The sequence below is a fragment of the Butyrivibrio sp. DSM 10294 genome (genome assembly GCF_028539135.1).
In the GTDB taxonomy this organism is placed as follows: Bacteria; Bacillota; Clostridia; order Lachnospirales; family Lachnospiraceae; genus Butyrivibrio.
Window position 1 is genome coordinate 1 of sequence record NZ_JANSWL010000080.1, and the last position, 13,086, is coordinate 13,086.

Sequence of the window (13,086 nt, forward strand, 5' to 3'; positions counted from 1 at the left end):
ACTCGAAAAAGAAGCTATGCAGCAGGAAATGATAGAGAATATCAAGGAACACGCTGCAGAGAGCCAGAGAACCAGTGCTGATACCAAAAGAGCTATTGCAAGAAGAGAACGTGCAGAAGCTGACAGCATGGGAGCAGAGGAAGCCCAGAGGACTATTATTTCTGAAGGTGCATCTATGGAGGATACGCAGAATGCTGTTAATACTGAGATTACTAATATTCTCAATAAGTTGAGCCTGCTTTCAAGTGATGTAAAAGGAAGTGCTATAGACAGTCAGATATAAGAAAAATGCTATTCATGACATTAGTATTATCTGATAAAGGATTGATGCCGAAAGGAAATATAGAAACCATTGTGATATTCACAAATCATGTACAAGGAGGTAGATGATTATGGCAGGAATCAATACTACTTCAGTGAACAGGCAGGTAAAAGATATTAGTCAGGATATATATGCTGCAAAGTTGCAGCGTGACGAGATGCAGACAAAGTCTGTAAATAAGGATGAGAGCAGTGGCTTACAGAACGCGGTTGCCGAGAAACTAAGTGATAAATTGAATAGTTATATACTTTAATAAATTTTATTTAGATAGAATTCAAAGAGAAGCAAAAGATTGAGCGGTTTTTTCTTTATTAGTTACTGATTGGTACTCATTGATACTTTATGGCTGGATTATCCGGTTAAATTACGTATCATCTAGAGTTTTTATCTAAACAGAAGTAGTCCTTTCCAGGCATTACGTCTAAAATCCCATTTTTACTTATTAGAAGTAGCGTGCTAAGTTTTTTATTACGTCTATATTGGGGGAAAATGTATAAATACGTAAATCTGATTTGGAAGTGAAAAGGCAGGCAGAATTATTACGTCTTACTCAATGAATTATGCAGATAGACGTAAGTAATTTTGAATTTCTGTGGGACCGCTACGTCTCATACAGAAAATTGCATTATAAGACGTAACGAGATTTTTTTACTACGTCTTATTTACATAATTAGAGGAATAGACGTAAACTATCAGTTCAAAAAAGTGCAAAAGTATACTGTTTACCGATTTCGGCTTGGAGGTTTATACATTCCAATAAACGTTCCCAATTATTTATTCACAATCTCAGCAATCTCATCAGCATTTTCCCTGTTAACCTTTATATAGTCGCAGCCTATATAATGCTTGTTGCCTTCGCCTGTGATATAGCGGACAGCGGCGTCTACAGCATTGTGGGACTGTGAGATATAGTCGTTGAAAACTGTTCCCACGAGAGATCCGTCTTTTACATATTCGATAGCCTGGGGGAGGGCGTCAACACCCACTACCAATATGTCCTGACCGGGCTTAATGTCTGCGGCATTAAGGGCCTCTATGGCGCCTATTGCCATGGCGTCGTTGTTGCAGATTATCAGTTCAACTTCCGGGTGGGCTACAAGGGCCTTGGCGACAAGCTCCCTTGCTGTGGCTGTGTCCCAGTTGCCGACACCTGTGTAGAGGCAGTCCATATTCCAGCCCTCATGGGCAATGGTGGCTACAGAGTATTCGGATCTGTATCTTGCATCTATGTTCTCCGGAGCACCCTCAATGAGGTAGTATTTGACGGAGCCATCGCCGTTTTTGTCTACAGCGGATTCTCCAAGGCTTAAGACAAGCTCGCCCTGATAGATTCCGGACTGTCTGGCATCACAGCCCACATAGGTCATGTTGAGGTTGTAATCCTCCCAGCGGCTTTCCTCGGAAGCCTCCGGTTCTCTGTTGATGTAGATAACGGGAACACCGGCAGCAGAGGCCATATCCGTGATGGGACGAACGACGTTTACATTGACCGGGTTGACGATGAGAGCATCATACCCTTCATCAATAAGCTGCTGTGCCTGCTCAAGCTGAGTATCCATGTTGTTGAGCGCATCCAGCATGGTGATGTTCTCCTTGGAAAAACCAAGGCTATCCAGATACTTCTCTGTTTCTTCGGAAAAGCGTGACATGAAATCGTCACTAAATTGATAAATAAGGACACCGATTCTTTTATTTGACAAGTCCGCACTGTCTGAATTGTCGATGATAGCTTCATCCCTGCCCAAAAGACTTGAGCCGGAGGAACATCCCAAAAGAGTGGGAACAAGGACCATTATCAGACCTGCAAGGACAAGAAATCTATTTTTCATGCTAAACCTCTGTCATATTTTTTGAAAAACATATTTTAGTATAGCAGAAAACAAGCATATTACATATCGTTTTTATGTAAATGTGTCAGAAAAATCCACAGCGCAAGAAGCAGGATTATTCCTGCAAATAAAAAATGCCTTATATTGGGATGGGAGCCTGTCTCAGAGTTATCAGCAAGCGAATCGAGAGGATCCTGATACAGTATGATGCCGGTTCCCAGATTATGAGTGGAAATGGTGATTGAGTCGGGCTCAGGGTCAAGATCCGGTAAAAGAACGTATTCACCCATATTGCTTACCATGATCCAGTAAGAGCGCTCTTCGGAGATCAGATACAAGGGTACGTCTATTTCAATGAAAACATCATCCGAGAGGGTGCTGAGACTTTCGGAAGGACTGCCGGGAGCGGTTTTTTCAGCGGAAAATTCGATATACATTCCCTCTGAGAGTTTACCCAGGGAGGCTTCTTCCTTCTGTATGGCGGCATCTAACTGCTGCTTGAGGAATTCATCAGAGATATCTTCGGATATAGCAAGGTTCAGACTAAGGTCGGCAGTCTGACCGCCTGAAATGGCCTCCAGCTCCTTTTTGGTAAAGCATGCCTCCACCAGATTGTCATAGTCGGCAGGCCTGTAGGCAGGAGGAGCTATCTCATACAGGCTTTCGGAATTCAATGTGATATTTACGGTTCCTTCTTCGTAGGACAGGCGGGTGGTTTCGTGCATTCAGGCCTCCAAAAAATGCGATATTCTCAATATTATCTTACATCAATTAACTAAATATAGATAGTTTGCAAAAATAAAAAAAGAGCAAAGAATTGATATCCTTTGCTCTTTGCATTATCCGGTTATTTCTGCCTGATATTATTCAGCAGATGAAGCCTCTGCGGCGGTATCATCAACATACTCTGTTGAGATAGCTTCTGTTGAAGCATCTGCTGCAGCTGCGTCATCGCTCTTACCTACCTTGTTGTAGACAATAGAACCAACGATTGCTGCAACAATTGCAACAGCGGCAAGACAGCTGATGATCTTGGCAATCTTTCTTCTCTTTTTCTGCTTCTCGATTCTTTCCTTACGACCTGCTTTTTCTTTTTTGTAAGCGTCTATTTTTTCCTGACTCATAATTCCCTCAATCCCTTTTCTCTGATTTTTGCTATTCCGTGAATATTTCTTTCACAAAAGCTTTATTCATTATACTACATTTCCTTAAAAATAGTTAAAATTAATTTGTGAATATTATGCGTTCGTTGTATCTTAAGGTAGGAGAATTTGAAGATGAAATTTTATTTTGCACCTATGGAGGGGATAACTCTTTATCCTCTGAGAAATATTCATAACAGTATGTTCGGCGACAGTATAGACAAGTACTATACGCCTTTTATTACGGCAACCCACAATTTCCATTTCAAGAAAAGGGAAAAAAGGGATGCCCTCTTTGAGAACAGTCCCGCCTTTGAATCGGATAAGGACAGGATATGTGCTCAGATAATGGCGGGGAGACCGGACACCTTCTGCTGGGCCGCCGTTGAGATGAAAAAATTGGGCTATCACGAGGTTAATCTGAATCTTGGATGCCCTGCTCCCACTGTGGTCAATAGGCACAAGGGTGCGGGCCTTCTTCTGGATACAGAATACCTGGATTGGATGCTTGGCGAAATTTTTGGGAAACTACAGCCCTACGATGAGGGCGGTGTTGATATTTCGCTCAAGACAAGGCTCGGGTTTTACGACGAAGATGAGGCAGAGAAACTCATGCAGATCTACGCCAAATATCCGATCAGTGAACTGACAATTCATTCCAGAGTAAGAGAAGACTACTACAAGGGCGAACCCAGAGTAGACGCCTACAAAAAAGCTGTCAGCATATACCGTGAGAGCGGCGGAACGGCACCTGTGTGCTACAACGGCAACATCCTGTCCTCCGGCGATGAGTCGATAATTGCTGAGATTGCGGATATCTCCGATGCAGTCATGCTGGGACGCGGAATAATGGAGAACCCCGCCCTTGCAAGAGAACTAAGAGGCGGAGAACTTCTTTCAAACGAAGAACTCAAGGAATATCTGGAAAAATTATATTATGGCTTTGCCGAGTACATTCCCGAAGAGAGAAATGTTATCTTCAAGATGCTTGAACACTGGGCTTTTCTTGCCGGAAGGTTCGAAGGCAAGGAAAAGGAACTCAAGGCCATCAGGAAATCCCGCAGTAAGGGCGAGTATTTCGCTGCGGTTAATAATTTTTTTGCAAAGTGATTCGGAGCTAAGGTGGAAAAAAAGCTTATTCGTAAAAATGACATAATTCTCCTGGGAGGACTGCTTTTTGTTTTTGCTGTCATAACTCTGATTGTATTCCTGACGAGGCAGGCAGGGGCAGAGGTGGTAGTGTCCGTTGACGGACAGGAAGTTGCAGCTTTTCCTCTTGATGTGGACACCACCTATGAGATAGAGGGTGCCGGCGGAGGCAGGAACCTGCTGGTAATAGAAGGCGGTCAGGCTTATCTTAGTGACGCCAGTTGCCCGGATCTATTGTGTGTTCACATGGGCAAAATAAGCAGAGCCGGGCAGTCCATAATCTGCCTTCCCAACAAGGTTACTGTGGAGATACGGGGAAAAGAAAAGAGCGAAGAATACGATACTATTGTAGGTTAAGGGGATTTAGAACTTGAGGAAAACATCCAAACTTGCGCTATATGGAGTGATGACAGCACTGGCGATGATACTTAGCTTTGTTGAGTCTCAGATACCGGCTTTTGTTGCTGTACCCGGAGTTAAGATCGGGCTTACCAATATTGCTGTTCTTGTAGCTCTTTATATCCTTGGTGACAAAGGAGCTCTGGCAATTAATTTCGTGAGAATAGTAGCAGTGGCGCTTCTGTTCGGCAATGCCATGAGCTTATCCTTTTCACTTGCAGGAGGCATGCTTGCCACTATAGTAATGATACTTCTTAAGAAGCTTGGCAGGTTTTCGGCGACGGGAGTCAGCATCGCAGGAGGACTCTGCCATAATCTTGGACAGATAATCATGGCGATGATTATTCTGAATACAAAGGCAATTTTCTGGTACCTTCCCGTTCTGTGGTTAAGCGGAGTTTTGTCCGGATTTGTCATCGGAATCATAGGTGCTCTTGTTATCCGCAGAATCCCTGTGGGTAAATCTGATTTTTGAATTATTTGTGAACTCTCAAAACTTTCTTGCATTTTACTCTTTTTATGTATAATATGTTCTCATCAGCATTCAGCTGGTACAAATCACAGGAGTTCTCCTGCTGATATTTCACTTTTTATCAAATATTCGCTGCATATGTTGTGGTGTCTGTTTTTGGGGCTTTTCATACATATGCCGCGCAAGGAAGAAAGGATATGTAATGAAACTGAAAGAGAGATTCGGAAAACAGAACAATTCAATCAAGCAGCTCTTAAAAAAGCTGAAAAGACATGACACTGTAGTGGTGGCCATTGCGGTACTGATCGCACTGATACTGTGCGGAGGACTCATCTACCTTAGCACACCTGTGGTTGCTTCCAGTGTTGCGGAGGAGTACGGGGAAAAAGGCATGGAAGCCAACGAACAGACCAGGGAGAAGCTGGATGAGATCCATGAGTATCTCACAGAGCTTGACAAGCTGGTATGCGACAACAAGGAAGGCATCGACTCAATCTGCGAGGATACCAGGGAACTTAGGGAAATAAGCAGTAAGGAGACTAATGATTCGGAGACAAACAACACAGAGACCATTACCAGCGAGATTAAGAGCACCATCACAGAGAAGATAATAGGTCTCGATAAGTCCGTATCGGAGATTCACTCCAGCATTGAGAAGACTAATGACAAGATCACGGAGGTCGAGAAGCTCATCATCGCCGGGGATCAGGATAACAAGAAACTAATCGCCGAGGGCTTTGATAAGATAAGCGAAGATCTCTCCGTGATCAAGCAGCAGTATGCGAAGATTCAGGAAGATAACCGCGCTCTGACAGAGGAACTCAAAAAAGAAATTAATGACGGAGATGCGCAGATAAACAATAATCTGACTGCCAAGTACAATGCTATCATTGACAAGCTTGACAAGATGAACGAGGATCTGCAGGCCAAAGACAAGGAGGCCATAGATGCCTTCAGAGGCGATATTCAGGCACTTAGTTCGGATATCGGCGGCAAGATTACCGCACTTAACAATAATGTAGATAACAAGTTCGGCGGCCTTCAGGAGACCATATCCGGCTATAATGAGACCGTGGTTAACAAGATCGATTCTCAGAATGCCAAAATGGATTCGGATATAGGATCGCTCAAATCCTATATGGAAGAAGAGATCGGATCGGTAAACACCAAGCTTGATGAGGTTTTTCAATCTGTGAGTAAGGGCAAAGAACAACTGGCATCCGCCTTACTCACCAAAGGCGTAACTGTCAGTGAGGATGCCAGCTTCTATGAGTTAAGCCAGGCTATTTCCAGCATAGATACAACCCAGATGCAGGGAGAGATTGAGTATATCAGACATTATCATGTCGACGGAAACGGCAATAAATATGAAGGAGAAGAAGTGCCCGCAGACAGGCATGGAGGCTGTTTTACCGTGGCTAAGAAGCATCAGCATACATCTGCGTGCTACAAAAAGGTAACGGTATATACCTACTCCACCGGTACAAGTGTTGATAATCTCGGGGCTGCCTATACTGTAAACAGTGAGCAGTACTATAACTATCGTTGCAATTATTGCGGCTCTACATTTGTAAACACCAATCCTTCCCATGCGGAAACAACAAGAGATTATTCAGATATTCAGAAGCGAAACGGACAGTCTGTAACCTCCAAGCAGGTGACAGTTTCAAATTGTAGTCTCGGCAATCAGGCAGATGTATACGCTTGCAGCTGTGGTTATCTGAATGGCCAGATCATAGAAGCCCGCATCAAGTATGATTCCCACAAACCCACAGTAAGACCCGCTGATGTGCTGACTCCTGAGGATGAAGAAGCAGCGGTGGTAGAAGCAATAACTGATGGTGAAGTTATTTCGGGCAATGAAGCCGTGCTCGGTGAAACAGAAGCGGCCGGAGGAGAAGCTACTCGCGGCAGCGAAGATAACAGTAATGAAAATGTACAGGATGCCCCCGGTAAAACTGATGGTGACAGTCAGGTTGTCACTGAGGCTGTGGCCACGACATTTATCCACACCGAAGTAGGAAATGATGAAAAGGGGCCTGACGGCGGGGAAAATCCGCAACCTTGACATTATTTCAGGGGCTGCTATAGAATATACTTTGTTGTAGTAGATATAGCACAGATGTTTGTGCAGAATGGAGTATACATATGACAAAGATAGATATTATTTCAGGCTTCCTCGGAGCAGGAAAGACGACACTTATAAAGAAGCTTCTCAAGGAAGCTCTGGCAGGAACAAAAGTAGTTCTTATTGAAAATGAGTTCGGAGAGATCGGTATTGACGGCGGCTTTCTTAAGGAAGCAGGAATTGAGATCACCGAGATGAATTCAGGCTGCATCTGCTGCTCACTGGTGGGTGATTTCGAGACCTCCCTCAAGCAGGTTATGGAACAGTATGCACCTGAGAGAATCCTCATCGAGCCCTCAGGAGTAGGCAAGTTATCCGATGTTATGAGAGCTATTCAGAACATCGCCGACGGATCAGCTGATATGGAGCTTAACAGCGCAGTTACCGTTGTTGATGTATCCAAGGCTAAGGTTTATATCAAGAACTTCGGCGAATTCTTCATCAATCAGATTGAGAACGCCGGCACAATTATCCTTACAAGAACAGACAAGGCTGATCAGGCCAAGATTGAAACAGCTGTAGAGCTTATTCGTCAGCACAATCCCAAGGCAACAATCATCACAACTCCTCTTGATCAGATTACAGGTAAAGAGATTCTTGATACCTTCGAGGGCAACAATGATCTGGAAGCTGAGCTTCTTAAGCTTGTTATGGAAGAGCAGGAAGAGCATCATCACCATCATCACCATGGTGCACACAAGACCGTTGCAGAGGATGGCTCAGTAGTATACAGCGCTCACCACGACCACGATGAAGATGAGTGTGACGATGAGGAGTGCAGCTGCCACCATCACCATCATGACCACGATGATGACGATGATGAGCATGAGCACGAGCATCACCACCACCATCACGACGATGACGATGATGAGCATGAACACGAGCATCATCACCACCATCACGATCATGATGATGACGATGATGAGCATGAACACGAGCATCACCACCACCATCACGACGATGACGATGATGAGCATGAGCACGAGCACGAGCATCATCACCACGATCATGATCACGCTGCTCACGATGTATTTACAAGCTGGGGTATGGAGACTCCCCTTAAATATACAGCTGAGGAGATTGAGTCCATGCTTGCAAGGCTTGAGGACGAAGAGACCTATGGTATCGTTCTTCGTACCAAGGGTGTTGTTCCATCAACAGACGGCTCCTGGATAGAGTTTGACTATGTTCCCGGAGAGGCTGATGTCCGTAAGGGTGCAGCTGATGTAACAGGTAAATTCTGCGTTATCGGATCTAAGCTTAAGGAAGAGAACCTTGAGAAGCTGTTCCGCAGACTTTAAGCTATGATAAGGAGAAGTAAATTGAAACCGGTATATATAATCAATGGTTTTTTAGATAGCGGTAAGACTGATTTTTTCAGATATACCATCGCTCAGCCCTATTTCAGAACCAAGGGCAAGACCCTTCTTATAGTATGTGAAGAGGGCGAGAATGATTATGAGGACAGGCTCCTTAAATCAACCAATACGGTTATCGAGATGATCGAGGACGAAGAGGATTTCAATCCTGACACTCTCATTGCTCTTGATGCCAAGCACAATCCCGAGAGAATCCTTGTGGAATACAACGGTATGTGGAACTTCAAGAACATGAAGCTTCCTGTAATGTGGAATCTGGAGCAGCAGATAACAGTCATCGATGCCTCCAGCTTCGAACTGTATTTCAGCAATATGAAGTCTCTTCTTGCAGAGCAGATCAGGAATTCCGATCTTATTCTGTTTAACCGCTGCGACGGTATAGAGGATCTTGCATCCTATAAGAGAAATGTCAAGGCAATCAATCAGAAGGCAGATATCATCTTCGAGGACAAGAACGGCGAAGTTGATGTTACTCTTGACGAGGATCTTCCTTTTGATTTAAATGCCAACCCGATAGATCTTAACAATTACGGCTATGGTATGTTCTATCTTGATGCTCTTGATCATGTTGAGAGATATGAAGGCAAGACTGTAAGACTCAAAGGCATGGTCCTTAAGCCCGAGGAATTCCCTAAGAACAGATTCGTTCCCGGAAGAATGGCTATGACCTGCTGTGCTCAGGATATGCAGTTTTTGGGCTTTGCCTGCGAATATGACAAGACAGAAGAGCTTAATGAGAAGGACTGGGTTCTCGTTACCGCCAAGGTTGAGAAGCAGTATGTTGCTGAATACCAGGGCGAAGGTCCCGTTCTCAAGGCTGTTTCAGTGGAGAAGACCACAGAGCCTGAAAATCAGGTAATAGATTTTTCCAATCCTCAGCAGTAAGAATCTGATCTCAGGAGAATTATATGTTTAATTATCTTCCGCTTCAGTGGATGTTTCTTTTCTATTCCTACAGCTTTTTGGGATGGATATGGGAATCACTGTATGTTTCGGTTTTAGAGAAAAGACTGGTTAACAGGGGCTTCATGCGAGGCCCCTTTATTCCTTTATATGGTTGCGGCGGAGTCATGATGCTGGTGGTATCAAGGCCCTTTTACGACAATGTGCTTCTGGTATATCTGGCAGGGTGTCTCGGCGCCACGCTTCTTGAGCTTATAACGGGCATTCTCATGGAGACCCTGTTTAACGTAAGATATTGGGATTACCACCACAAGAAGTTCAATTTCAAAGGGTATACCTGCCTTGAGTCAACGCTGTTCTGGGGCGTTTGTACCGTTGTGTTTTCCCACTACCTGCAGATACCGGTTGAAAAACTGCTCTTGTCCATACCATATAACATACTGACTGTTGTTACTCTGGTTCTGACAATATATATCAGCTGCGACTTCATGATTGCCTTCAAGACAGCTCTGGAACTCCGCGATGTTCTGATGTATATGGAGAAGGCCAAGGCTGAGATCCAGAGAATGCAGAAGCGTCTTGACGTTATCATTGCCTTTAAGGGCGAAGATGTCAAAGAAGGCATAGGCAATACCGCCTCCGGAACCCTTAATACCGCAATTAACTTTGGAAGCGGCATTGGAAATAAGGCCCAGGCCATTACCTCCGGAATAAGCAGCAGACTCGATGTCCTTAGCAGCACCCTTGAGGGAACCTTTGCAAGTGTCAGGGAAAAGATCAAGCTGGATCCTTCTTCCTACGTGGAAGGGGCCAAAGAAGAGGTTGCAGAGCTCTATGTTAAGTACAGAGTTATAATGTCCAAGCTGACACCTCCGCCGGTGAAGGGATTTTTTGAGTGGTACAAGGCCCGCACAATCGCAGGCAACCCGACAATTACCTCCAGGTTCAGAATAAGTATGGATGAACTTAAGGAAAAGGTAATGAGCAGAATCGACAAATAAGAAATAATAAAGAACAACAAAAAACCTGATGCCGGTGAGAAGACATCAGGTTTTATTATTATCAAAAATATTAAAAAGTAAAAGCTTAAGCCATCTTGTTTACAGCCTGTGCAAGACGGGAAACCTTTCTTGAAGCAGTGTTCTTCTTGATGATTCCCTTTGACTCAGCCTTGTCGATAGCAGATGTAGCAGCAAGGAGTGCCTTAGCAGCCTCGTCCTTGTTACCAGCCTCAACAGCTGCTCTAACCTTCTTGATCTCTGTCTTAACAGCTGACTTGATCATCTGATTTCTCTCAGCCTTCTTGCTATTTACCAAAACTCTCTTCTTAGCGGATTTGATATTTGCCATAGTTACCTCCGATTTATACTAGAAAAATTGAAATTATGTTTGTGTGTGCATTAAGCCGGACACGGACAGTTAATGCTACATACTCTGTCTATTCTAGATGAAATTGCGCAAACTGTCAATAGATATAATGGATTTTTGGGCTCCGTCATGTTATTATAGGTTGTTGGAAAAAATAGTTAATTATAAGATTGAGGAAATATAAGTGGATCAGAGTAAGATTAGAAATTTTTGTATAGTAGCACACATCGATCACGGCAAATCAACCCTGGCCGACAGAATGATCGAAAAGACAGGTGTCCTTACCAGCAGAGAGATGCAGAATCAGGTGCTGGACAACATGGATATCGAGCGTGAGAGAGGAATCACCATCAAATCTCAGGCTGTGCGAATGATATATAAGGCTAAGGATGGTCAGGAATACATCCTTAACATGATAGACACCCCCGGCCACGTTGACTTTGGTTATGAGGTATCAAGAAGCCTTGCAGCCTGTGACGGAGCCATTCTGGTGGTTGATGCCACACAGGGTGTTGAAGCCCAGACCCTTGCCAATGTGTATATGGCCCTTGACCATGACCTTGACGTATTTCCGGTCATCAACAAGATAGACCTTCCCAGCGCAATGCCCCAGGAAGTCAAGGACGAGGTTGAGGACGTGATCGGAATCGAGGCCCAGGATGCACCTCTTATCTCAGCCAAGAACGGAATCGGTATTGAGGAGGTTCTGGAGGCGGTTGTTGAGAAGATCCCCGCTCCGGTTGGTGATGTATCCAAGCCTTTGACTGCACTTATTTTTGACAGTATCTATGATTCCTACAGAGGAGTTATCGTATTTGTCAGAGTAAGAGACGGTGTTATCAGGAAGGGAATGAAGGTCAAGTTCATGGCAACCGACGCTGAGGCGGATGTTGTTGAGGTTGGCTATTTCGGACCGGGAAGATTTATCGCAAGTGATGAACTTACTGCCGGTGAAGTTGGATATTTTACCGCATCAATCAAGAATATCGAGGATACCCGCGTAGGTGATACCGTAACGGATCTGGCCAATCCCTGCAAGGAGGCCCTTCCCGGTTACAAGAAGGTTATGCCTATGGTGTACTGCGGACTTTACCCCGCAGACTCCGCTCATTATTCGGATTTAAGAGATGCACTGGAAAAGCTTCAGCTCAATGATGCTTCTCTTTTCTATGAGCCAGAGACTTCTCAGGCTCTGGGCTTTGGCTTCAGAGCAGGTTTCCTTGGACTTCTCCATCTGGAGGTAATCCAGGAGAGACTTGAGAGAGAGTATGACCTTAACCTGGTGACCACAGCGCCTTCCGTTGTATACAAGGTACATAAGACCGACGGCACCGTATTTGACCTTACCAACCCTACCAATCTGCCAGATCCTTCCGAGATCGATTATATGGAGGAGCCGATCGTTAACGGTGAGATCATGGTGACAACTGATTATGTGGGAGCCATTATGCAGCTGTGCCAGGAGAGAAGAGGCAAATACTTAAGTACCGATTACATTGAGCAGACAAGAGCAATCCTTAAATATGAGCTTCCTCTTAACGAGATCATCTATGATTTCTTCGATGCCCTCAAGTCAAGATCAAGGGGCTATGCATCCTTTGACTATGAGCTCAAGGGCTATGAGAAGTCCGATCTTGTCAAGCTGGATATTCTTATCAACAGGGAAGAAGTGGATGCGCTGTCCTTCATCGTTCACAAGGAGGGTGCATATGAGCGCGGCCGCAAGATGTGCGAGAAGCTCAAGGATGAGATCCCAAGGCATATGTTTGAGATTCCCATCCAGGCATCTGTCGGAGGCAAGGTTATAGCAAGAGAGACCGTCAAGGCATACAGGAAGGACGTTCTTGCCAAGTGCTACGGCGGTGATATCTCACGTAAGAAGAAGCTTTTGGAGAAGCAGAAGGAAGGCAAAAAGAAGATGCGTCAGATCGGTAACGTAGAAGTTCCCCAGTCAGCATTCTTAAGCGTCCTTAAGCTTGACAGCGTAGATTAAAT

General features: G+C 44.5%; 14 protein-coding genes. 10 read left to right on the forward strand and 4 right to left on the reverse strand.

Annotation, left to right across the window (positions count from 1 at the left end; genetic code table 11):
* Together NXH67_RS11650 and NXH67_RS11655 are read left to right on the forward strand one after the other, a co-directional pair.
* The coding region (locus NXH67_RS11650; protein ID WP_272797478.1) for a hypothetical protein at nucleotides 1-283 on the forward strand (283 nt) is incomplete at its 5' end.
* A gap of 109 nt (nucleotides 284-392) precedes the next feature.
* Nucleotides 393-575: a hypothetical protein gene (locus NXH67_RS11655; RefSeq protein ID WP_272797479.1), complete on the forward strand. Its 183-nt coding sequence runs from the start codon at nucleotides 393-395 to the stop codon at nucleotides 573-575.
* Nucleotides 576-1,092: 517 nt separating this feature from the next.
* On the opposite strand, the gene NXH67_RS11660 is transcribed toward NXH67_RS11655, so the two are convergent.
* From NXH67_RS11660 to NXH67_RS11670, 3 genes are all read right to left on the reverse strand, one after another.
* The gene (locus NXH67_RS11660; protein ID WP_272797480.1) at nucleotides 1,093-2,151 is read right to left on the reverse strand and encodes a substrate-binding domain-containing protein; all 1,059 of its coding nucleotides are present in this window, start codon (nucleotides 2,149-2,151) and stop codon (nucleotides 1,093-1,095) included.
* 59 nt (nucleotides 2,152-2,210) lie between these two features.
* Complete coding sequence (locus tag NXH67_RS11665; RefSeq protein WP_272797481.1) at nucleotides 2,211-2,876, reverse strand: hypothetical protein; 666 nt, start codon at nucleotides 2,874-2,876, stop codon at nucleotides 2,211-2,213.
* A gap of 138 nt (nucleotides 2,877-3,014) precedes the next feature.
* Nucleotides 3,015-3,275, reverse strand: a complete 261-nt coding sequence (locus NXH67_RS11670; RefSeq protein ID WP_272797482.1) for a hypothetical protein — start codon at nucleotides 3,273-3,275, stop codon at nucleotides 3,015-3,017.
* A 153-nt stretch (nucleotides 3,276-3,428) separates the two neighbouring features.
* Between NXH67_RS11670 and NXH67_RS11675 the strand changes: the two genes are divergently transcribed.
* The 7 genes from NXH67_RS11675 (at nucleotide 3,429) to NXH67_RS11705 (ending at nucleotide 10,724) form a co-directional block, all read left to right on the forward strand.
* On the forward strand, nucleotides 3,429-4,403 hold the full coding sequence (locus tag NXH67_RS11675; protein ID WP_272797483.1) for a tRNA dihydrouridine synthase: 975 nt from the start codon (nucleotides 3,429-3,431) through the stop codon (nucleotides 4,401-4,403).
* A gap of 12 nt (nucleotides 4,404-4,415) precedes the next feature.
* The gene (locus NXH67_RS11680; protein ID WP_272797484.1) at nucleotides 4,416-4,799 is read left to right on the forward strand and encodes a NusG domain II-containing protein; all 384 of its coding nucleotides are present in this window, start codon (nucleotides 4,416-4,418) and stop codon (nucleotides 4,797-4,799) included.
* Nucleotides 4,800-4,812: 13 nt separating this feature from the next.
* Entirely contained in the window at nucleotides 4,813-5,316 is a 504-nt protein-coding gene (locus tag NXH67_RS11685) for a Gx transporter family protein (RefSeq protein ID WP_272797485.1), read from the forward strand.
* 199 nt (nucleotides 5,317-5,515) lie between these two features.
* Nucleotides 5,516-7,381: a hypothetical protein gene (locus NXH67_RS11690; protein WP_272797486.1), complete on the forward strand. Its 1,866-nt coding sequence runs from the start codon at nucleotides 5,516-5,518 to the stop codon at nucleotides 7,379-7,381.
* Nucleotides 7,382-7,461: 80 nt separating this feature from the next.
* A complete protein-coding gene (locus tag NXH67_RS11695; RefSeq protein WP_272797487.1) occupies nucleotides 7,462-8,742 on the forward strand; it encodes a GTP-binding protein in 1,281 nt (426 codons plus the stop codon).
* A 3-nt stretch (nucleotides 8,743-8,745) separates the two neighbouring features.
* Entirely contained in the window at nucleotides 8,746-9,705 is a 960-nt protein-coding gene (locus tag NXH67_RS11700) for a TIGR03943 family putative permease subunit (RefSeq protein WP_272797488.1), read from the forward strand.
* Between the two features lie 23 nt (nucleotides 9,706-9,728).
* Nucleotides 9,729-10,724: a putative ABC transporter permease gene (locus NXH67_RS11705; protein ID WP_022778955.1), complete on the forward strand. Its 996-nt coding sequence runs from the start codon at nucleotides 9,729-9,731 to the stop codon at nucleotides 10,722-10,724.
* 85 nt (nucleotides 10,725-10,809) lie between these two features.
* On the opposite strand, the gene rpsT is transcribed toward NXH67_RS11705, so the two are convergent.
* A complete protein-coding gene (gene rpsT, locus NXH67_RS11710; protein ID WP_022778956.1) occupies nucleotides 10,810-11,073 on the reverse strand; it encodes a 30S ribosomal protein S20 in 264 nt (87 codons plus the stop codon).
* 202 nt (nucleotides 11,074-11,275) lie between these two features.
* Between rpsT and lepA the strand changes: the two genes are divergently transcribed.
* Nucleotides 11,276-13,084 (forward strand): translation elongation factor 4, encoded by a 1,809-nt coding sequence (gene lepA, locus NXH67_RS11715; protein WP_022778957.1) that lies wholly within the window; start codon nucleotides 11,276-11,278, stop codon nucleotides 13,082-13,084.
* Nucleotides 13,085-13,086: the final 2 nt, after the last annotated feature.